Here is a 20,582-nt window from a genome sequence, read left to right as displayed (position 1 = left end):
ATCTCCCTCGCGCGTGGGTGTGGCTGCTGTTTCGGGATGGGTTCCACGCTTCGGGATGGGTTGCAAGCCATCCCGAGGCGTGGAACCCATCCCGAAACGCGGTGGTGGGTGGCCGAGCCGCCGCGCTGGAGCCGCCGCGCTAGATCCAGCCGCGCTCGCGGGCCACGACGGTCGCCTGCTGCCGGGTCGAAACGGCGAGCTTGCCGAGCGCCGACGACACGTGGTTGCGGACGGTGCCGGGAGAGAGGTGCAGGGTGCGGGCGATCTCCGCGATCGTCTCGCCGCGCTGCCCGGCCCGCAGAACGTCGAGCTCTCGGTCGGTGAGGGGGCTGCGTTCGTCGGCGAGCGCATCCGCGGCGATCTCCGGGTCGACGTAGCGTCGGCCAGCGGCGACGCGGCGGATGATGTCGGCCACCTCCTCGGCGCGGCGGGACTTCGGGATGAACCCCTCCACCCCCGCGGAGAGCGCCCGACGCAGCACCCCGGGCCTCGCGTGCCTCGTGACGACGATGCACCGCACCTCGGGCAGCCCGTGCAGACGCTCGGCGACTTCGACACCGTCGAGGCCGGGCATCTCGAGGTCGAGCAGGCAGATGTCGGGCTTGAGGCGCAGGGCCGTCTCGACGGCGGCCGTACCCGTGCTGCACTCGGCGATCACCTCGAGGTCGTCCTCGAGGCGCAGCAGCGAGGCGAGCGCCGTGCGGATCATGTCCTCGTCGTCGGCGAGCAGGACCCGGATCATGCGTGTCCCTCCGTGCTCGCCGCAGCCTGCTGGGCGGCGACGGGCAGTCGCACCTGCACCGTGAAGCTCGTGCCGTCGTTCCAGGCTTCGACTTCACCGCCGCTCGACTCGAGGCGCTCGCCCATGCCCGTGAGGCCGCTGCCCCAGGCGATGTCGGCCTCGGCGCTCTCAGCGCGGTCGGCGGCGTCGTTCACCATCCGGTAGAGCCACGCGTCGCCGTCACGGCTGAGCTCGATCCGGGCGCGGGCGCCGTCGCCGTGCTTGAGCACGTTGGTGACGCTCTCGCGCACGATCGGTCCGAGCACAGCGGCTGGGGCGGATGCGGTGCCCGGTCCCACGTGCATCCGCACGTCGTGGCCGGCGGCGCGCAGCAGGTCGGCCGCGTTCTCGAGCTCGTCGGGCAGGGGCACGCCTCGGAAGCTCGTCGCGAGCGCCCGGGTGCCGGCGCGCGCCTCGTCGACGGCGCCCTGGGCGGCGCGGATCTGCTCTGCAGCCGCCGCCGGGTCCTTCGTGAGGAGCCGCTCGGCGAGCTCGAGCTGCAGCGCGATCACCTGCAGGTGGTGGCCCTGCAGGTCGTGGACGTCGTTGGCGAGGCGAAGGCGCTCGCGGGTCGCGGCGAGCTGGCTCTCGGCGGCGCGGGCCCGGTCGAGTTCGAGGACGATCTCCCACCACCAGAGCGAGAAGGCGGTCATGGTGGGCAGCATCACGATGAAGAACGCGGGTGCCGAGAACGCGCTGGAGGGGATGCCCTGCCTCGTGAAGCTGGACGCCTCCACGAAGACGAGCGCGGTCACGAGCACCGTCGCCCCGACGACGACCCGCCACCGCACGCCGGGTGTCCACGGCCGGACGGCCAGGACGAACCCGAGAACCCCGACCGCGGCCAGTACCGACGACGTGCCGACTCCGAGCAACAGCGCGCCCAGAGCGGCGAACGCGAACCCGGTCATGTTGAGCGGCGACCGCGGGTGCCGTTCGCCGTCACGGGCGGCGTGCACGCTCGGTCGGTAGTCGAGGAGCAGGAAGACGCTGGACGCGATCCAGGCGGCCCCGCCGGCGATCGCGACGGGGAGCCGCCAGGGCGCGTCGAGCGCCGGCGACGCCCAGGCCCACAAGACCCAGAACATGCCCGTGAACGCGACGAAGGAGACGACCCCCACCGCCGTGTACCACCAGGTGGCGGTCACGCCGCGGGCCAGCGCGATCTCGCCGATGCGTGGAGTGCTCATCCCTCCACGGTAGGCCAGCGGGGGGCGCGCGACCCGTGACATATGTCACGAAGCGGCACGCGCATCCTCACGAGGAGTGGTGACGCGGTGACACTGCTGCTGCGCGAGCATCCCGACTGGAATGGAGTCATCACCGCGGTACTCCGACGCGGCAGCCCAGATCGCAGCTTCGAAAGGCCACACCATGAATCCCATCGCAGAGCTCATCCTCGGCTTCCAGAACCTGATGGCGCAGCTGCCCGAGTGGCTGCAGCCGCTCATCGTGGCACTCGCCGGCGCGGTTCCCTTCATCGAAGGGGAGGGGGCGGCGACGATCGGCATCATCGGCGGCATCAACCCGGTTATCGCCGCGGTGGCGGGCGCCCTCGGGAACTTCATTGCGGTAGCCCTGGTCGTGTACCTGGGCGCTGCCATCCGGGCCCGCTTCGCGAAGTCGCCGGCGGATGCGAAGCCGAAGACCGCGAGCCGCGAGAAGTTCCAGCGCGCGTTCAACCGCTACGGGGTCGCCGGTGTGAGCCTCCTCGGCCCGCTGCTGCTCCCGACGCACTTCACGGCCGCCGCGCTCGCGGGAAGCGGCATCTCGAAGGGGCGTGTGCTGGTGTGGCAGGCGGCCGCGATCGTCCTGTGGACGACCCTGCTGACGCTCATCATCACGGGCGTCATCCAGTTCGCGGTCTGAGGGCTCGCTATTCGAGCCGACGCCTCGTCAGGCTGAGGATGGCGGCTGGCGCCGGTCAGCTCTGAGGGGTCCACCCGAACGGGGTGGGCCCCTCCAACGTCGCGCGCTCGCGGTCGGCTGCCGCTGACCAGCCCTGGGCCGCATCCACGGCGTCGAACCCGCCGCGCGCGACGCGGAACCCGACGTCCTCGTGGTGCATGCGGGGCGCACCGCCGCGGCGAACGGAGGCGCGGACGCTCCACGTGTCGTCGGCGTAGCCGCCGCCCCTGAACACGCGGTAGTCGTCGTAGCGGGCAGGGTCGAGGTGATCCCAGCACCATTCCCACGTGTTCCCGAGGGTGTCGAAGAGGCCGTTGAGGTTGGGGTGCTTGCCGCCGACGGGCTGCGGACTGGTGACGCCGTCGAGGCTCGTCCAGGCGACGTCGGCGAGCGGCCCGTACTGGGCGGTGGTCGACCCGGCGCGGCACGCGAACTCCCACTCCGATTCGGTGGGGAGGCGGATGCCGTCGGAGTCGACGTGCCACGTGACCTGCTCGCCGTCGTACGAGTAGGCGGGGTCGAGCCCTTCCCATTCGGAGGCGGCGTTGCAGAAGCGGATGGCGCGCAGCCAGCTGACGTCGGTCGCTGGCCGTTCGGGGTGGCTGGTCCCATCGTCGGTGGCTTCGCCGAGGAGCTCGCCGAGCTGCGACTGGGTGACGGCGTAGACGCCGATCTCGAACGGCTCCAGCTCGACGCGCCTGCGCAGCTTCCGTCGGGCGTCGTGCAGCTCGACGGTGCCGCCCTCGATGGCCGAGAATTCGATATCCATTGGGGCCATCCTCGCACCGGAGGCTGCCACCGGCGCCTGGCGAGTGGTTGTCGGGGCGTGAGAGCATGCCGGGATGATCGACTCCGCCGCCTTCGTGACCACCCCCGACGGTCGTCGCCTGCGCACGTTCGCGAGCGGGCCGCTCGATGCAGGCACGGTGGTCGTCCTCGAGGCGGGCCTCGGTGCGAGCGGCCTCTACTGGGGGCTTGTGCACCGGATGCTCGCGGAGCGCGTGCGGGTCGTCGCCTATGAGCGTGCCGGGTATGGGGAGAGCGCACCGGATCCCGCCCCGCGCACGCTAGAGCGGCTCGCGGATGACCTCGACGCGGTGGTGAACGCGCAGGAGCCCTCTCGGCTGGTGCTCGTCGGCCACAGTTGGGGTGGGCCCATCGTGCGGCGCTTGGCAGCACGTCGCCTGGCGGCGGGTGCGCCGATGGATGGGGTTGTGCTGGTCGACCAGAGCGACGAGCACGCGGCCCTGTATTTCCGGCCCTCGACGCGGCGGCTGTTCGCGTTCTCGGCCGCGGTGCTGGAGCCCGCCGCCCGACTCGGCCTGCTGCGTGTGCAGCTGCGGAGCCTCATCGATGGGATGGACCCGATCGCGGCGGCGCAGGCGCTGGATGCGTCGACGAACCCGGCCGCGGCACGGGCTGCCGCCGCAGAGCAGCGAATGGTGCGGAGCGAGCTCGCCGGGTTGCGGTCGCGTCCGCCGCGGCTTGGCGACCTCCCCATGCGGGTGATCTCGGGCATGCAGGAGACGCCGGGGGACCGCACGCGTGGCCCGCTGATCGCGGCGCACCTCGAGACGGTCGCCGCGCATCCTGGGGCCGTGCACGTGCGGGCGGAGCATTCGGGCCACGTGGTCACTGCGTCCGAGCCAGAACTGGTGGCGCAGCAGGTGCTCGAGTTGGCGCTGCGCGGCGGCGATCGCGGGGTCGACTCGCGTGCATCCGGAGACGATTCATCGATCTGAGGGCCAAAGGGACGCGGTCGCCAACGCCCCCGAGCCCGCCAGGATCAGCGGCGCCGTCTCACGGCTCCAGAGCATCGAGGATCGCGACGACGGGGCCGTCCTCTGCCTCTCGCCAGCCCTGTCCTGCCCAGAGATTGACGAGCGTGCTGTCGCCCGCAGCCGTGGCTTTCGCCCGCATGGGGCGGGTCAGGTGATGCAGTGCTGGGTACCCGACTGGCGCATCCACGTGGCTCTCGACGAAGGCGTTGACGAGCGCACGTGCGGGGCGACCCGTGAATGCCCGCGTGAAGGCCGTCTCGGTGTACTGCTCATCTGCGAGCGCAGCCTTGTGCACCGCAGATGCTCCGCTCTCGTCTGACCGAAGCACCGCGGTGCCGACCGCGACCATGTCAGCGCCTGCGCCGAGGAGCTCGAGCACCTGCTCGCGACGCGTGATCCCGCCCGACGCGATCAGGGGCAGGTCCGTGACCGTCCGGACGCGCTCGATGAGCGTCGCGAGCGCGATGTTCTCAGGGACGGTGTCCGGGTTCCACACGCCGCTGTGTCCGCCGGCGTCGTGCCCCTGAACGGTGAGGGCGTCGGCGCCGGCTGCCGCGGCCTGTCGGGCCTCATCGACGGACGTCACCGTCTGGATCGTGAGGACCCCTGCCGCCTGCAGCCTCCGAAACGTCCCCGCCGAGGGCAGCCCGAACGTGAAGCTCACCACCGGCGTCCGGCTGAGGATGACCGCATCCAGCTTCTCCGACCATTCGTCGTCGTCTTCCAGCCTGGCGGCCATGGTCGCGGCATCATCGTGCGTCGACGCGTGCTCGCGGATGCTCTCCCAGTACGCGGAATATCCCGCCTCGTCGATGGGGTGGGGGTTGGGGACGAAGAGATTGACCCCGAACACCGACACCCCGGCCTCGGTCACCTCGGCGATCTGTGCGTTCAGCGCCGCCGCCGTCTTGTACCCGCCGGCGAGCTGCGCGAAGTGTCCTGCGCGGGCCGCAGCGACGACGAGACCAGGGCTGCTCGGGCCGCCAGCCATGGGTGCGACGGCAACGGACTTGAGTGTGTCCAGTGGGGAGGGGAGCGTCATGGTCATGCCTTTCCGCGGGTGTGCATTGGTTCGGTGATGTGGGTCACAGTGGCCCCATGAGGGACCCGTGCGTGTGATGGATGTGCGCGCGGAGCTCGGCGAGGAACGCGCCTCGATCCCCGGTGCGCACGTGCTCGACGAGGCGTCGGTGCTCCGCGATGAACTCCGACCACCGGCCAGCGACGTCGTCGTAGGTTCGGAGCGTCATCGCCGCCTGACGCTGTCGGAGCTTGTCGTAGAACTCCAACAGGATCGGGTTCCCTCCTGCTTCGACGAAGATGCGGTGGAAGTCGATCGTGAGCTGCACGACGCGTTCGTAGCTGCCCTGCTCGAGCTCGGTCAGCTGATCCTGGATGGACTTCTCGAGCCGGATGCACAACCGCTGCCGTGCCTCGACGGACAGAGAGTCCAGGGCGGCAGACTCGAGTACCTGCCTCGCGTCCGCGACGGCTCGCGCTTCCTCGGCCGTGAGGGTGCGGACCAGCGCCCCGCGCTGCGGGAAGATCGTCACCAGCCCATCTGCTTCCAGGCGACGGAGGGCGCCGCGCACCGGAGTCCGGCTGACCGCCAGGCGCTTCGACAGGTCGTTCTCGCTCAGCATGCTGCCTTGCGCGAATGTTCCGTCGCGCAGCCACGCGAGCATCTGCTGGTAGGCCACCTCGGTCGCGGTGGGTGGCGGTGGCGTCCTCATGGGCCGAGTGTACAACTGGGATCCCAGTTGTACGGGAAGTTCAGCTGGGATCAATACTCCGAGGCGGCCACCCGGGTCAAGCCGTCACCGGTTTTCGGCGGTCGTTCACGCCCCGCAGGTAGTCTGCTTAGAGCGGTTGGGCCTCCTTGTGTGTCGCCGACCTTTCCGCGGTTCCCCCATTCGAAGGATGTTCATGAGTTCCCAGCCCTCCCCAGGACCGAGTCGTCGGGCCGTCGTCACCACTGCCGCCTGGGCGTTGCCGACCGTCAGTGCCGCGCTCGCCGCGCCCCTCGCGGTCGCCTCGACCGCGCCGGCTCCAGAACCCCTCACGCTGGGTCCTGATGGGGCGGTCGTCTCCGACGGTGAATCCACGGTCTCGCTGCGCGGGTTCGCGGCCACGACCGAGGCGGGGACCCGTCCGCAGACCGTGCAGCTCGCATACTCTTCGCCGATCACGGGCCCATCGAGCGCCGCCGTCGATTCCGAGACGGGCGAGTTCGAAGTCACGGTCAACGTGAGCGGCTTCTATGCGGGGGCGAGCTCGGGCCAGGAGTTCACGGGCACCGTCTCGGCCTCGATCACTGACGGCGCGTCGGTCTCGGTGACGGTGGACGTCGTCGCCCCGCGCACCGCGCCCGGAGAGACGACCGGCACCATCAACTTCTCCCCCAACCAGTACCGGGGCAGCGAGGTCGACGGGGTCACGATCTTCCCGACGCTCACCGGCGTCGTCACCGTCAATCGCGGTGCGCTCCCGGCCGAGGTCATCCTCAGCTTCTCCGACGTCAGCGAAGGGCGCGTGGATCTGCGCCGCGACGCCGGGCTGATCGTGCCGATCAACCCGACCACGGGCGCGTTCAGCGTAGACGGCGTGTACAACGCCATCACCGGCGGAGAGAACCCGTTCGGCTTCATCTACGCGGGCGTCAACAACGCCGCGAACGTCACCTACGGCCTCGCGGTGGCGGAGCTCGACGGGTAGTCGATCACCCAACTCCACGCGCACTGAACTCAGCCCCTGACTGCCAAGTCGGGGGCTGAGTCGTGTGCCGTGGGTACGCCAGGCGGGGTTCAGCTCGACTCATCGGGAGTCGGTAGGAGGGGGGATCCGCGTGCCCGAGGGTATTCAGGCCAGGCGCGACGGTGCGCTTCCGAGGAGCTCGGTGATTCGCGCGAGGTCGGACTCGCCGATGTTGGCGAGCGGTGAGCTGGTCGAGGCGAGCTCGACGATCGCGTCGCGAGCTGCACGGCCCTCGGGAGTGAGCTCGATGACGCGCTGTCGGAGGTCGGTCGGGGACGGCTTTCGCGTGACGAGCCCCTTGGCCTCGAGCTGGTGGCACATGAAGGTCACGTTCTGCGGGGTGCAGTGCGTCCGTTCGGCGGCCGTGCGCATCGACGGTGCTGGCCCGTCGGGGTCGATCACCCAGAGCAGGTGAGCGGTGACTGCGGTGAGCCCGAACTCTGCAAGTGCCGGCTCGAGCGCATCGTTCGTGCGGGCGACGACGTCGTACGCGGCGAAGAGGGCCTCCGACAGCTTCTGTGCGCGTTCGTCTCCCATGCGCACACCCTAGCACTTGCTACAAGACTTGAAGCTTCTGCTACAGTCACTTCAGAACTTGAAGGAAGTGGGCGGTTGATGTGCAACTGCCGCTTGGCTTCCCCGCGAACGCAACAGCCGCGCGCCCCGCGCCTGAACGGAAAGTCTGATCAATGGACACACCACGACTCGATGGACGGTCGATCATCGTCACCGGCGCAACCAGCGGCATCGGCTTCTTCGTCGCGGAAGGGCTCGCTCGCCTCGGTGCGCAGATCATCGTGGCGGCCCGCTCCGCGGAGAAAGCGCAGAGCGCCATCGCGCTCCTCCCGGAATCCGCCCGCCACCGCCACCTCGAACTCGACCTCGCGGACCTCGAATCCGTTCGCGCGGCCGGGTCGCGCATCGGCGCCGGTCCGCCGGTCCACGGTCTCGTGATGAACGCCGGCGTCATCGCCGCTCACCCCACCTACAGCGAAGGTCCGTTCGGGGTCGAGTCCACGGTCGGAGTCAACGTCCTCGCGCACCTCGAGTTCCTGAGATTGAGCTTTCCTGCGCTCACGCACGCGCCTGAGGCGCGGGTCATCAGCGCGGGCAGTTTCCTCACGAAGAAGATCCCGTTCGATGCGGACGGCTGGCTCGCTCCGTCCGCGTATCGTCCTCGCGCCGCTTACGCGATGTCGAAGCATGCCGCGGAGATCGTCGGATTCGAGCTCGACCGACGTCTCGTCGCGAGTGGTTCTCGCGTGAGATCGGTCGTCAGCCACCCCGGTTCCGCCATCGACGCGTTGACGCCGGACCGGCCCCCACTGCAGCAGCGCTCCGCGCTCGTCCGCACGCTCGCGACAGCCGTCGCTCCTGTGTTCTCGAGAGTGGTGCAGGGCAAGGATGCGGCTGCGCAGCCGGCGATCGCCGCGATGACGACACCCATGCTCCCAGCCGCCGCCTACTTCGGCCCCCGGACGGGAGCCACCGGTGCGCCGATCCTCACGACCCCGGTGCCGACAAGCCTCAACCCCGAACTCGGTCGAAGTGTCTGGCAGCAGGTCGAAGAGCGTCTCGGAGCTCCGATCATTCCGGAGTGATGAGCGCGCGTGCTCGCTGTTGCTGTCAGTGGTCGCCGGGCGGCTCGAGCGCATCGTCGCGTTCTGTTCGACCTCCACGCTCTTCCTCGGCACGCCCGGCGCACGCCCGAGCGCGCAGGTAAGGCTATCCTTAGCGAGCCAGTCGGCAGACTCGACTCGATCCAGGGAGCCCATGTGCGTCAGCGCGCCACCTTCAGCCTCGTTCTCACCGCCGCAGTCGTCCTCGGGCTCTCCGGATGCGGAGCGTCGGAGGCGGTCGAATCCAACTCGGCTGCGAGCGCGGGGGACGGGGCGACGCAGTACCCGCTGACACTCGACAACTGCGGAACGCAGGTGACGATCGACGCGGCCCCGGAGAGGGTCGTCTCGCTCGACCAGAACTCGACGGAGATCCTCCTGTCGCTCGGGCTCCAGGACCGCATGGTCGGCACGGCATCCTGGACCGACCCGGTCCTCGAATCGCTGGCCGACGCCAACGCCGCCGTCCCGAGGTTGGCCGACAACGCCCCCACCTACGAGGTTGTTCTCGGCGCGGACCCCGACTTCGTGACCGCCTCCTTCGGCCGGCACTTCGCTGAAGGCGGGGTCACCTCGCGCGAACGATTCGCTGAGACGGGCGTCAACAGCTACCTCTCGCCGACGGACTGCGACAACGGGACCAGCATCAACGGCGGAGGGACGCGGACGACGCCGCTCGAGGTCGATGCGCTGTACGCGGAGATCACGGAGCTCGGTGAGGTCTTCGACGTCGCAGATCGCGCGGCCGAGCTCGTGAGCGATCTGCAGACGCGCGCGGCAGCGGCGACCGAGGGCGTCGACTTCGACGGCGCGAGCGCTGCGTACTGGTTCGCCGACACGAAGACGCCCTACGTCGCGGGTGGCCTGGGTTCTGCCGCCATGCTCGGATCATCCACGGGGCTCACGAATGTCTTCGCGGACCTCGACGACGACTGGCCCGCGACGACGTGGGAGGACATCGTCGATCGAAACCCGCAGGTGCTCATCCTGGGCGACCTGCAGCGAGACCGATTCCCTGGCGACCGTCTGGACGAGAAGGTCGCGTTCCTGGAATCCGACCCGCTGACCAAGACGATGGACGCCGTGCAGAACAAGCGCTACATCGACTTGCACGGGGCGGAGCTCAACCCCTCCATACGCTTCGTGGATGGCCTCGAGAAGATCAAGGCGTGGTGGGACGAGCACGGGGAGGAACTCTGACCTCCGCCACGGGCCAGCGTTCCGTCGAACGCGTGAGCACCGAATCTTCGCGCGCGCCCCGGCCGCGACGCGTGCTGATCGCGTGCGCCCTGGTGCTCGCCGGTCTGCTTCTGCTCGTCGTCTCGGTCGGGACTGCGATCACGCTCGGACCGGCGGATATCCTGCCCGTCAACGTCCGTGACATCGTCACGAACCACCTCGGCCTGACTGACATCCCGGTGAAGGTGTCGAAGGACGCGATCGTCTGGGAGGAGCGGCTTCCTCGCGCCTTCGTGGCCGCCGCGTGCGGAATCGGCCTCGGGCTCTGCGGCGTGGTCATGCAGTCGCTCCTGCGCAATCCGCTCGCCGACCCCTTCATTCTCGGCATCTCATCCGGCGCATCGACGGGTGCCGTCGCCATCGGTGTCCTCGGGCTCGGTGGCGCCGCGATCGGGCTCTCCGGTGGCGCGTTCATCGGCGCACTCGTCGCGTTCGGGCTCGTGCTCCTGCTCTCTCAGCTCTCCGGCGGCGGGACCGACCGAGTTGTCCTCGCGGGGGTCGCGAGCACGCAGCTGTTCTCCGCCTTGACGTCGCTGATCATCTTCGCCTTCGCGGATTCCGACGAGACGAGGGGCGTCATGTTCTGGATGCTGGGCTCCCTGGAAGGGGTGAGGTGGGATGACGTCGTGCTCTGCGTCGTCGTCGTGGGCGCCGGGACCGTGCTCTGCGCGAGGTACGCCCACGCCCTCGACGCCTTCGCGTTCGGGGCAGACGTCGCCGCGTCCCTCGGTATCCATGTTGCGCGTACTCGAGCCGTCCTCCTCGTCGCGACCGCCCTCATGACCGCCACGCTGGTCAGCGTCGCGGGAGCCATCGGATTCGTCGGCCTCGTCCTGCCGCACGCCGCCCGGCTGCTCGTCGGCCCGCGACACTCACGCCTCATCCCGGCGACGGCAGTCATCGGAGCGATCTTCATGGTCTGGGTCGACGCCGGATCGCGAGTCGCGTTCTCGCCCACCCCGCTCCCCGTCGGTGTCGGCACGGCCCTCGTCGGGGTGCCCGTCTTCATCGCGCTCCTCGCCCGAAAGAGGAAGCGCACGTGACGATCAACGCGGAGGGCGTCTCGTGGAGTCGAGGCGGAGCGCTCGTCGTGGACGGCGTCAGCCTGCACCCCCAGCCGGGCCAGACCGTCGGACTGCTCGGACCGAACGGGTCCGGCAAATCGTCGTTGCTCCGAGTGCTGCACGGGTTCGTGAAACCGAGCGCTGGCCTCGTGACCCTCGACGGCGTCGACATCAGCACCGTCGGGCGTCGTCACATCGCCCGGTCCGTCGCGTCGGTGACCCAGCATGCGGACACCGACGTGGACATCACCGTGCGCGACATCGCGCGCCTCGGGCGGATCCCGCACCGCTCAGGGCTCGGAGGAGACACCGCCGCCGACGATCGCGCGGTCGACCGCGCCCTCGACCACGTCGGTCTGCTCGAGCAGGCCAACCGCTTCTGGCACACCCTCTCGGGCGGCGAGCGCCAGCGCGCCCAGATCGCCCGTGCCCTCGCCCAGGAGCCCCACGAACTGCTCCTCGACGAGCCGACCAACCACCTCGACATCCGACACCAGCTGGAGCTGCTGGAGCTCATACGCGCACTGCCGGTCACGACCATCATCGCCATCCACGACCTCAACCTCGCGGCCATGTACTGCGACGTCCTGGTCGTGCTCCGGGATGGAGCCGTGGTCGCCGCAGGCACGCCGACCGAGGTGCTCACCCCTGAGCTCATCGAAGACGTCTACGGCGTGACCGCCGAAGTCTCCGTCGACGCCCGCCGGCAGACCACCGTCGTCACCTTCACGAGACCGGGCTGACCGGGAGCGTTCCGCGCGAGTCGCAGTGCTCTCGGATCCTGGCACCTCCCGAGGTCGCACCGCCGGTCTCGTTGGACCGCGTGTGCGGGCCGCACATCGCGGCGGACGTCACCGGCGGGCAGATCTGCGCACACCACCTCACGGCGGCGCGGAGCGCGACGGGAACCCACGACTGCGCGAAGCACCCAGGTCTCGGCGCGCACCGCGACCCCTGGCAGGCGAGCTGCAGCCGTCCCCGCGCTGACTTCACGCGCCACCCGCGCGGGAGTCCGCCGCGCGCTGGCGCGCTGTCGCCACGACATGGTCGATGGCCTCCGCGCCTCGCATCCGACTCCAGAGCACGCCGGCGGCGGCGTCGAGGGGCAGGACGACCGGCACGAGCACGAGTGATCGCACACGTAACCGGTAATCCGGTTGCCGTTCGTGGGCGACGTCGCGTCGTACGACGCCAGGACGTAGCGGTCGGCCATGACTTCGGCCAGCGACGTGTGGCTCAGTCTCCTCCAACTGCCCCTGGGCTGCGCGAGAGGAGCGCACTGTAGTGATGGTTTTGACGCATTTACGCAGATTTCGGTCTGTGGGACGCATCTAGTACCGGGGCGCTATGCGGGGGCTGGGGGCTCTCCTAACGTGATCCGAGATTCCCCTCCTCGGAACAGGAATCGCTGTCCCGTTCTCGAGCAGCTTTCTCCCCTCAGACGACACCCGAGAGGTGCCATTTCATGCAAGAAAATCTCAAGAGAGACGCACAGACGCGTCAGGGCGGCACGTCCCGCCGATCACTGGTGACCGGTGCTGCCTGGACCGTCCCCATTCTGAGCCTGGCTGTCGCGACCCCCGCACGGGCTGCAAGCCGCTGCGTCGCCGCAACGCCTTTTGTCGCTGCCCGTCCCGCCGGGGCCACGTTCACGGACACCACGTTCGTCGTGCCCGCCGGCGTCACCTCGATCACCTATACCGTCGTCGGTGCCGCCGGCGGAGGACAGAATGCTGCGGGGTACGGAGGTGCCGGTGAGCGAGCGGAGGGCACGTTGACCGTTGTGCCTGGTCAGTCGCTCGTCCTCCGCGTTGGGGCTGGTGGAACGTACGTTGCCGGCCAGGCCCCACCCGCGGTCGGGGGCACGGGGTTCGGCAACGGTGGCGCTTCCGGCCCTTCCGGCGGGCAGTTCCAGTTCGCGGGCGGCTCGGGTGGCGGCGGTTCTGCCATCCTGGTCGGCGGCGCCCCGCTGGTCGTCGCCGGCGGCGGTGGCGGCGCGGGCACCGGCATCAACGGGCCCGGCACCCTCCCAACGACGGTGACGGTCCCGGCCTCCGGTGGAGACGGCGGGTTCGCCGCGGCAAACACGTCAGTGCTCTGGAATGGCCCGAATCGAACGGTTACCGCGATCGGAGGTGCCGGTGGATCCGCCAGCGCTGCCGGGACAGGAGGCGGTACCGGCACATCGACCGCCGGTTCCACGGAGGTCTTCAACGGCTCGGGTGCGTCGGGCCAGACGCGCGCGGCTGGTGGCGCAGGTGGTACAGGCGGCAGCATCGCCTATGCCCAGTTCGCTACTCAGAACCCCGCGGGAACGGTACTTGCAGGAGGGGCTGCCGGTGGTGGTGGCGGCGGCGGGTACACGGGTGGCGGTGGCGGCGGCGTCCGCGGCGCGAAGTACCTGAACCCGGAGACGGCGAACTACAGTGGGCTCCCGGCGAGAGCATCGGGTGGTGGTGGCGGCGGCAGTTTCGTGTCCTCGGCGTCAGTCGGCGGCGTGACTCCCGTAGCCGGAACCAGCAGCATCACCCGCGGCACCGAACGAAACACCACGCAGAACACTCGTCTCGGCGGCCGGATCGAACTGCGCTACGAAGTCTGCGCTTGATCTGACTGCCTTCGGCCCATGCCCCGACTTCATGACCGGTGGGGGCATGGGCGATCGCTACCGCGCCCGCCCCTGCCCTCGCAGCTCGTGCCCGAGAATCACCGCGTGGACCCTGTCGCGCAGGTGCAGCTTGGCGAAAATGCGGTTCACGTGGGTCTTCACCGTTGCGGGGGAGAGGTGGAGCGTCTTGCAGATCTCGCTGTTGGAGAGCCCGGCGACCATGCACCCGAACACATCTCGCTCGCGCGGGCTGAGCTGGCTGAGCGGGTCGGTGTTCTCGGCACTCCGAGAACGCGCATGCGGTGAACCGCCGGAGGCGTAGTGATCGATCAGCTGTCTCGTGATTCTGGGCTCGACCACGGCCTCGCCCGAATGGACGGTCCTCACCGCCTCACGGAGCCGATCTGGCGGGGTGCTCTTGAGGAGGAAGGCGCTTGCCCCCGCGTCCAGGCCGCCGAAGGCATACTCGTCGACGTCGAATGTGGTGAGCACGAGCACCCTCGTGCTGGGGTGCACGGTCGTGATGATCCTGGTCGCCTCGATGCCCCCCATGCCGGGCATCCGCACATCCATCAGCACGACGTCGGGCTTCAGTTCCCGCGTGCGGCGGATCGCCGACTCACCCGTGTCTGCCTCGCCGACGACCTCAATATCGTCGGCGGCGTCGAGGGTGAGAGCCGTACCCATCCGAACGAGCTCCTGGTCGTCGACCAGTAGGGCCCTGATCTTCGGCGAACTGGGGCCGGTCATGTTCTGGTTGCCTCGTCGATCTGCAGGGTGGCTCGCGTCATCCAGCCGCCGCCCGGGCGCGGGCCAGCTGCGCTCGTCCCGCCGTACGTCGCGGCACGCTCAGCGACGCCGAGCAGGCCACGGCCGGTCCCCTGGCTCCGGGCCCTGCCCGAGTGCGGTCCGGCGCAGCCGTCGTCGGTGACCTGCACCGTGACCGTGCCACCTGCGACGTCGATGCTGACCTCGACTCGTGTGGCTCCTGTCGCGTACCGCAGCACGTTGGTGAGCGACTCCTGGACGATCCGGTACACCGTCGTCGCCAGTGTGGGGCTGTCGGGCATCGTCTCGCCGGAGCGGGCGAGTGTGACGGGCACGCCGGTGCCGCGAAAGATCTCGACCACCTCCTCCAACTCCGGCACGTTGTGGCCCGAGCGTTGGAGACTCTCGTCCAAGACCGCGTCCTCCCCCCGAAGCACCCGCAGGACCCTGTTCATGTCGGCAAGTGCGCTTCGCCCGACGTCGCCGAGCCTGCCGAGCGCGAGAGCCGACCGCTCCGGGTGCGTTTCCCAGCCCTTCGATGCACCGTCGGCGAGAGCGATCATCGTCGAGAGCGAGTGAGCGACGATGTCGTGCATCTCTGCCGAGATGCGCTGCCGCTCCACGACCCGAGCCGTGCTGAGCCGTTGGTTCACCAACTCCGCGAGCGCCTCTCGGCGCCGCGCTGCGCTGCGGACGGCGATACCGAGAGTGAGAGCGATCAGCGCCACGGGGTCGAGGAGCGACGGTGCACGGGGGACTCCCGTCGTCAGGAACATGAGGAGCATGCCTGCCGCGGGCAACCCCACGGCGACTGCGTACCCCAGGAGTGCGGTCCTGATGGGAGTCAATGAGGCCAGGGTGTACAGCGCGACGGCGGCGGGCAGTCCGAGGAGCGCGACCGGGGTGGGGAGGAGCAAGCCCGCCGTGCTCACCGAGGCGACTGCCACGAGGATGGTGCGGGGAAATCGTCGCCGCCACAGGAGGAGGCCGCAGGAGAGTGGCACGAGGAGCAGGCCTGCGGAGGGATTCTGGGCACCTGGGAGCACGAGGACGAGCATCTGGGCTCCCAGACACAGCAGGGCGACGACCGCGTCGACCGTCCTGGGGTGAGCGCCGACCCAGAGCAGGAGCCGCGTGCTGAGGACGCGGTCGACCTCCGCGGCATCCACCCCTGGCGGTGATGAGCGAGCACTCATACCCCGACCTCCATCCCGAGCTGTGCTCCCATTCTCGCTGCCAGCCCGCCCATGAGCGTGCTCAGGCGTCGCGGCGCTTGAGCACGATGGCTGCGCTCACGAACAGCGCCAGCGCCCAGAGCAGCAGGACGGCAGAACCGCCCCACGGTCCCATCGGGTCAGTGCCGGCGGGCGCCAGGAGCAGCGAGCCGGCTTGGATCGGGAAGAAGCGCATGATCTCAGTGCCGTACTCGGAGAACATCTGCGGGATCACGGGCACGATGATGAGGAAGACGATCGTCGCCAGTACCGCGGCGATGACGTTGCGGATGATCGCGCCGAGCGCGATGCCGATGACGCTGATGGCAGCGAGGTAGAAGCCCGAGCCGGCGACCAGCCGGAGCAGGTCGGGTGTCTCGAGGACGTAGCTGTACCCACCACCGGCGAGGATGGGCGGTGCGAGCGCGAACCCGATCGCCGAGCTGACGACTCCGATGACGAAGGCGACGCTCGCGATGATCGCCGCCTTCGCGATCAGTGCCGGCGTCCGGCGCGGAACCGCCAGCAGCGTGGTGCTGATCTGCCCGGAGCGATACTCGTTCGTGACCATCAGTACCGCGAGCACGGCGAGCACGATGCCGACGTAGCCGGTCTTGTCGACGACCATCTCGGGGTACGCGTCGTAGTTCGCCTGGGGTGAACCGCGGTCGCGGAAGACATACGCCCATGGCATCGCGATGCCGTTGGCGACCAGGAGGAGGAACGTGAACCCTGCGAGGACGTTGTTCGAAGCCAGCCCACAGAACTTGATCCATTCGGAGCGGACTGCGCCGCCCAGGCTGACGTTCCGCACGGGGAACTGGCGCACGATGCGGGGAGGCGTGGCGGTTGTGATGGTGCCCATGAGGATGGTCCTTTCGTGAAGCAAGCGAGATCAGGCTGAGGCGTACTCGACGGAGTCGCGCGTGAGGTGGTTGTAGGCCTCTTCGAGGGTTTGCCGCAGGGGCGTCAGCTCGGTGATGAGCACCCCCGTCTCGCGGGCGGCGCGGGCGATCTGCTCGGCGGTGAGGCCTTCCACCTCCAACAGCTCGGGCTCGCTCGAGACGATCCTCACCCCCGTGCTCGTCATTCGGCGAGTGAGCGTGAGCGCATCCGGCGTGCGCACGCGGACGCGGAGGCCGTTCTGCTCGGTGAGCGCGCTGAGCGGTGAGTCCGCGATGATCTCGCCGCGGCCGATGATGATGACGTGGTCCGCGATGAGCGCCAGCTCGCTCAGCAGGTGCGATGAGAGGAACACCGTTCTCCCCTCGGCCGCCAGCCGCGCCAGGAGCTCGCGGACCCAGGTCACGCCCTCGGGGTCCAGGCCGTTGACCGGCTCGTCGAGGATGAGCGTGCCCGGGTCGCCCAGCAGCGCCGCGGCGATGCCGAGACGCTGACCCATGCCGAGGGAGAACCCGCCGACCTTCTTCCGGGCGACTGCGCTGAGGCCGGTTGCCTCGAGGACCTCGTCGACGCGCGAGCGCGGAATCCGGTGCGTCGCTGCGATCGAGGCCAGGTAGTTCAGTGCCGTGCGGGACTTGTGCGCCGCCTTCGCGTCGAGCAGAGCCCCGACCTCGCGCAGCGGCGCCGCGAACGCCCGGTACTCGGTGCCGTCGATGAGCGCACGCCCGGCGGTGGGGTGGTCGAGGCCGACGATCGAGCGCATCGTCGTGGACTTGCCTGCCCCATTCGGGCCAAGGAACCCGGTGACCTTGCCCGGCTGGACCGTGAAGCTCACGTCCCGCACTGCGTGCTTTCCCTTGTAGGTCTTGGTCAGGGCCTCAACTTCGATCGTCATCTCGTCGCGCTCCTCGTCATAGCGGTTGTCTCGTGCTCACGACGCTACGGACGAGGGGGTGGTGGCGGATGCCAACCAGGGGTTGAACTGCGGCTGATCGCGACCGGCCGGTCGAGGCCCACGTTCGATACCTCGATCGAGCGCGTGCCTATGTTCCCTGTCGTGCGTCCGCGACAGCGAGCGACAGTCCTGCGAGCAGCGCGGCGGCGACGATCGCGACCCAGAAGCCGTCAGTTGCACCGTGAGCGTCGATGATCGACCCAGCAATCGCCGGTCCGAGGGCGGTCCCGAAGCCGAGCCCCGCTGTCGACCAGGTCAGCGATTCCGTGAGGGCGTCTTCCGGGACGACCTCTTCGATGAGCTTGGCGGCCATGATCATCGTCGGGGCGAAGAAGATGCCGGAGACGAAGACGGCAACGCAGAGCGCTGCAATCGTGGGCACCCACAGCAGCGGCAGCACTGTGACGGCAGTTGCCAGGAGCCCGAGCCTCAGAAGTCGGGGCGTCGGTGTCTTCCACTCACGTGATCCGAAGAGGAACCCCGCGGCGCAGGAGCTGATGGCGTAGACCGACAGCACGATGCTCGCCGCAACGGGGGCCCCCTCCTGCTCGGCGAAGGCCACGCTCACGACGTCGATTGTTCCGATGATGGCACCCAGCGCGACCATGACGACGGCGACCAGTGCGACGGTCGGCTCCCTCAACGCGCTTGACCGGCGGCTCGACTGCAGTGCGGCTCTCACCGGAGGTTCGGTGTGCCGCTGCCCGGCAAGCCACAGGACGCCGACAAGCAGGAAAGCGCCGGCCACGAGCGGCCCGGCCTGTGGGAAGAGCGCGACGCTGAGGCCGATGGACAGGGGCGGGCCGAGGATGAAACTGGCTTCGTCGAGCACTGTCTCCCACGCGTACGCGGCATGCAACCTCGGCGTTCCTCGAAGGAGGTGAGTCCAGCGGGCGCGAACGAGCGCTGGTGCGCTCGGGGCGATCCCCGCGAGTATCGCGGTGGTGAACAGTAGCCACTCGGGGCCGCCGCTCGCCGAGGTGAGGGCGAGCAGCGCAATGGCGACTGCGCTGAACGCGGCGACGAAAGGGATAACCCTGCGCTGGCCGAAGCGGTCGACGAATCGAGCGACCTGTGGGCCGGCGATCGCCGCCGAAACTGCGTAGCTGGCGGCCAGGGCTCCGGCCAGCGCATAGCTGCCCGTGGTGCTCGAGACCATGGTGATCACCCCGATGCCCACCATCGAGAGCGGCATGCGGGCAACCAGGCCGGCGGCCGTCAGGGGTTTCGTCCCCGGCTCCTGGAACAACGTTCGGTACTGACCAGCCATGCTCTCGGCGGACCCTCTCCTCATATTCACATACAGCGCGTATGTGAATGCAAGCATGTTGGCATACGGTGCGTATGTCAACTACGCTCGGACGTGATCGAGGAGGTCTCATGGCGGGTCGAACGAGAGCGCAGATGATCGACGTGACGCGCGCGAGTCTCATCGCCGCCGCGAGAACAGCGTTTGCGCGGGACGGCTACGCAGCCACGTCGATGGATGCGCTCACGGCTGCTGCAGGGCTCACGCGCGGGGCGCTGTACCACCACTTCGGCGGGAAGGAAGGCCTCCTGCGGGCAGTGGTCTCAGGCATTGACGGCGAGATCGATGCCGAGCTGCTCGCGATCTCGGACGCCGAGCCCCGAGCGGGTGACGCATTGCGCAAGCGGTCCCGCGCATACATCACTCGCACAAGCGCTCCTGAAGTTCAGCAGATCCTGTTCCACGATGCTCCGGCCGTCCTGCGCGAAGGGGGCGACGTCGCGTCGCGCTCCTGCGTCGACTCCATCGCCAAGATCATCGAGAGCGGACAGGCGACGGGGGAGATCAGTGCAGGCGCCTCGCCGCGGTCGCTTGCGATCGCGCTCCATGGCGCGCTCTCGGATCTGTCACGTTGGTCGTCCGAAGGTGATACTGCTCACGGAGAGGGGCGCCTCGAGGAGGCTCTTGCGGCCTCGGATGTGCTTGTTGTGGCCCTCAGCCCCCGAAGCTAGTCGTGCCGCTGGCGTCTGCCGTCGTGCCGTGCCGTGCAACGACCTCGTCGACCGTCGATGAGAACTCGCGAATGCGTGCGGTCTCCCGGTCGGCTCGCCAGACCAGGGCAAGTGACGATTCAGGGAGCCCGTTCAGCGGCACGAATGCAATGTCTGCGCGTCGACTGTAGTCGGCTGTTGCAGTGCAGAGGATCAGGCCGCGGCTGCTCGACGCCACCTGCGAGAGGCCTTCCTGCAGTGTGCTCGCTCCTCCGCGGGAGCGAACCGGTCTTCCGCCGGGAGTCGTGCTCGGTGAGTGCACGCGCTGCCAGTACTCGGGCGCGGGGCCGACGATCGGCACCAGGGTCATCTCCGACAGCTGCTCGGCGTTGAGCTCGCGCATCTTCGACACCGGGTGGTCGACGGAGACCGCCAGCATCTGACCGTGTCGCGAGAAGATCGGCCCGACCACCAGCTCAGGGTCGTCAACGGGCAGGAGCACGACTGCTGCGTCGACGCGGCCCGCCAGCACGTCGCTGAACGGGTCACCGAGTGGTAGCTCCTTGATGTGCACGGGGGTCTGCGGGTGCGCTCGCTCGAACTGCGCTATGGCCTTCGCGATCGAGTCGTAGATCGCGCCCTGGAATCCGACCCGGATCGGTGTCGGCGCGTCGCGCGCCCGCATCTGGGCGTGCTCGACCACCTCGACGAGCGCGCGGTGCGCTGGTGAGAGCGCGTCGCGGAACTCTGTCCCGAACTCCGTGAGTTGCACTCGACGGCTGCTCCGAGAGACCAGGCTCGCACCGATGCGCTGCTCCAGCGTGCTGATGAGCTGGCTTACGCGACTTTGAGACACGAAGAGGCGCTCGCCGGTTCGTCCGAAGTGCAGCTCCTCTGCGAGGACGAGGAAGCACTCGATCTCTCTGATCGGCACCTCAGGCATGTGTGACGGCTCTCCCCTCCGCGGTGGCTGGGAACCACGCAGGAACCCTTTATCGATAAGTCAGGCTAATGCAAGTATCAGGGATC

General features: G+C 69.0%; 22 protein-coding genes. 9 read left to right on the top strand and 13 right to left on the bottom strand.

Annotation, left to right across the window (positions count from 1 at the left end; genetic code table 11):
• Window positions 1-139: 139 nt before the first annotated feature.
• Both C5E06_RS15955 and C5E06_RS15950 read right to left on the bottom strand, forming a co-directional pair.
• Window positions 140-742: a response regulator transcription factor gene (locus C5E06_RS15955; RefSeq protein WP_104307555.1), complete on the bottom strand. Its 603-nt coding sequence runs from the start codon at window positions 740-742 to the stop codon at window positions 140-142.
• Window positions 739-1,971 (bottom strand): sensor histidine kinase, encoded by a 1,233-nt coding sequence (locus C5E06_RS15950; protein ID WP_181063008.1) that lies wholly within the window; start codon window positions 1,969-1,971, stop codon window positions 739-741. The genes C5E06_RS15955 and C5E06_RS15950 overlap by 4 nt, the downstream gene beginning before the upstream one ends.
• Window positions 1,972-2,155: 184 nt before the next feature.
• On the opposite strand from C5E06_RS15950, the gene C5E06_RS15945 reads away from it, so the two are divergent.
• Window positions 2,156-2,650 carry a small multidrug efflux protein gene (locus C5E06_RS15945; protein WP_104243954.1) on the top strand — a complete coding sequence of 165 codons (495 nt, stop codon included), beginning with the start codon at window positions 2,156-2,158 and terminating at the stop codon, window positions 2,648-2,650.
• 55 nt (window positions 2,651-2,705) lie between these two features.
• Here the strand turns inward: C5E06_RS15945 and C5E06_RS15940 are convergent, their stop codons facing one another.
• Complete coding sequence (locus tag C5E06_RS15940) at window positions 2,706-3,458, bottom strand: SUMF1/EgtB/PvdO family nonheme iron enzyme (protein WP_104243952.1); 753 nt, start codon at window positions 3,456-3,458, stop codon at window positions 2,706-2,708.
• 73 nt (window positions 3,459-3,531) lie between these two features.
• On the opposite strand from C5E06_RS15940, the gene C5E06_RS15935 reads away from it, so the two are divergent.
• Window positions 3,532-4,431, top strand: coding sequence for an alpha/beta fold hydrolase (locus tag C5E06_RS15935; protein ID WP_104307553.1), 900 nt, complete (start codon window positions 3,532-3,534; stop codon window positions 4,429-4,431).
• A 58-nt stretch (window positions 4,432-4,489) separates the two neighbouring features.
• Here the strand turns inward: C5E06_RS15935 and C5E06_RS15930 are convergent, their stop codons facing one another.
• Window positions 4,490-5,512 (bottom strand): nitronate monooxygenase, encoded by a 1,023-nt coding sequence (locus C5E06_RS15930; protein WP_219820234.1) that lies wholly within the window; start codon window positions 5,510-5,512, stop codon window positions 4,490-4,492.
• A 43-nt stretch (window positions 5,513-5,555) separates the two neighbouring features.
• Window positions 5,556-6,203: a GntR family transcriptional regulator gene (locus C5E06_RS15925; protein ID WP_104243946.1), complete on the bottom strand. Its 648-nt coding sequence runs from the start codon at window positions 6,201-6,203 to the stop codon at window positions 5,556-5,558.
• 193 nt (window positions 6,204-6,396) lie between these two features.
• Here C5E06_RS15925 and C5E06_RS15920 point away from each other — a divergent pair, with 193 nt between their 5' ends.
• The gene (locus C5E06_RS15920) at window positions 6,397-7,185 is read left to right on the top strand and encodes a hypothetical protein (RefSeq protein WP_146081098.1); all 789 of its coding nucleotides are present in this window, start codon (window positions 6,397-6,399) and stop codon (window positions 7,183-7,185) included.
• A gap of 144 nt (window positions 7,186-7,329) precedes the next feature.
• Here C5E06_RS15920 and C5E06_RS15915 read toward each other — a convergent pair whose 3' ends face one another.
• The gene (locus tag C5E06_RS15915; RefSeq protein ID WP_104243943.1) at window positions 7,330-7,761 is read right to left on the bottom strand and encodes a MarR family winged helix-turn-helix transcriptional regulator; all 432 of its coding nucleotides are present in this window, start codon (window positions 7,759-7,761) and stop codon (window positions 7,330-7,332) included.
• 152 nt (window positions 7,762-7,913) lie between these two features.
• Between C5E06_RS15915 and C5E06_RS15910 the strand changes: the two genes are divergently transcribed.
• From C5E06_RS15910 to C5E06_RS15895, 4 genes are all read left to right on the top strand, one after another.
• Window positions 7,914-8,825 (top strand): SDR family NAD(P)-dependent oxidoreductase, encoded by a 912-nt coding sequence (locus C5E06_RS15910; protein ID WP_104307550.1) that lies wholly within the window; start codon window positions 7,914-7,916, stop codon window positions 8,823-8,825.
• Between the two features lie 174 nt (window positions 8,826-8,999).
• Window positions 9,000-10,043 carry an ABC transporter substrate-binding protein gene (locus C5E06_RS15905; protein WP_104300274.1) on the top strand — a complete coding sequence of 348 codons (1,044 nt, stop codon included), beginning with the start codon at window positions 9,000-9,002 and terminating at the stop codon, window positions 10,041-10,043.
• Window positions 10,044-10,117: 74 nt separating this feature from the next.
• A complete protein-coding gene (locus C5E06_RS15900) occupies window positions 10,118-11,125 on the top strand; it encodes a FecCD family ABC transporter permease (protein WP_374953244.1) in 1,008 nt (335 codons plus the stop codon).
• Complete coding sequence (locus C5E06_RS15895; RefSeq protein ID WP_104307549.1) at window positions 11,122-11,889, top strand: ABC transporter ATP-binding protein; 768 nt, start codon at window positions 11,122-11,124, stop codon at window positions 11,887-11,889. Before C5E06_RS15900 ends, C5E06_RS15895 begins: the two co-directional genes overlap by 4 nt.
• Before the next feature lie 246 nt (window positions 11,890-12,135).
• Here C5E06_RS15895 and C5E06_RS19415 read toward each other — a convergent pair whose 3' ends face one another.
• On the bottom strand, window positions 12,136-12,285 hold the full coding sequence (locus tag C5E06_RS19415; RefSeq protein ID WP_181063007.1) for a hypothetical protein: 150 nt from the start codon (window positions 12,283-12,285) through the stop codon (window positions 12,136-12,138).
• A gap of 326 nt (window positions 12,286-12,611) precedes the next feature.
• On the opposite strand from C5E06_RS19415, the gene C5E06_RS15890 reads away from it, so the two are divergent.
• Window positions 12,612-13,754: a hypothetical protein gene (locus C5E06_RS15890; protein ID WP_146081406.1), complete on the top strand. Its 1,143-nt coding sequence runs from the start codon at window positions 12,612-12,614 to the stop codon at window positions 13,752-13,754.
• Between the two features lie 57 nt (window positions 13,755-13,811).
• Here C5E06_RS15890 and C5E06_RS15885 read toward each other — a convergent pair whose 3' ends face one another.
• From C5E06_RS15885 to C5E06_RS15865, 5 genes are all read right to left on the bottom strand, one after another.
• Window positions 13,812-14,504, bottom strand: coding sequence for a response regulator transcription factor (locus tag C5E06_RS15885; protein ID WP_104307547.1), 693 nt, complete (start codon window positions 14,502-14,504; stop codon window positions 13,812-13,814).
• Entirely contained in the window at window positions 14,501-15,718 is a 1,218-nt protein-coding gene (locus C5E06_RS15880; protein ID WP_104307546.1) for a histidine kinase, read from the bottom strand. Before C5E06_RS15880 ends, C5E06_RS15885 begins: the two co-directional genes overlap by 4 nt.
• Before the next feature lie 61 nt (window positions 15,719-15,779).
• On the bottom strand, window positions 15,780-16,601 hold the full coding sequence (locus C5E06_RS15875) for a hypothetical protein (protein ID WP_104307545.1): 822 nt from the start codon (window positions 16,599-16,601) through the stop codon (window positions 15,780-15,782).
• A gap of 30 nt (window positions 16,602-16,631) precedes the next feature.
• A complete protein-coding gene (locus C5E06_RS15870) occupies window positions 16,632-17,534 on the bottom strand; it encodes an ATP-binding cassette domain-containing protein (RefSeq protein WP_104243925.1) in 903 nt (300 codons plus the stop codon).
• Window positions 17,535-17,682: 148 nt separating this feature from the next.
• Window positions 17,683-18,864, bottom strand: coding sequence for an MFS transporter (locus C5E06_RS15865; RefSeq protein ID WP_104307544.1), 1,182 nt, complete (start codon window positions 18,862-18,864; stop codon window positions 17,683-17,685).
• Between the two features lie 110 nt (window positions 18,865-18,974).
• On the opposite strand from C5E06_RS15865, the gene C5E06_RS15860 reads away from it, so the two are divergent.
• Window positions 18,975-19,574 carry a TetR/AcrR family transcriptional regulator gene (locus C5E06_RS15860; protein ID WP_219819665.1) on the top strand — a complete coding sequence of 200 codons (600 nt, stop codon included), beginning with the start codon at window positions 18,975-18,977 and terminating at the stop codon, window positions 19,572-19,574.
• Here C5E06_RS15860 and C5E06_RS15855 read toward each other — a convergent pair.
• The gene (locus tag C5E06_RS15855) at window positions 19,558-20,496 is read right to left on the bottom strand and encodes a LysR family transcriptional regulator (RefSeq protein WP_104307543.1); all 939 of its coding nucleotides are present in this window, start codon (window positions 20,494-20,496) and stop codon (window positions 19,558-19,560) included. The two genes, C5E06_RS15860 and C5E06_RS15855, sit on opposite strands and share 17 nt — an antisense overlap.
• Window positions 20,497-20,582 lie beyond the last annotated feature (86 nt).

The sequence above is a fragment of the Pseudoclavibacter sp. RFBI5 genome (genome assembly GCF_002931395.1).
Lineage (GTDB): Bacteria > Actinomycetota > Actinomycetes > Actinomycetales > Microbacteriaceae > Pseudoclavibacter.
The sequence above is the reverse complement of the archived record's forward strand: the minus strand, read 5'-3'. Positions and strand labels throughout refer to the sequence as shown.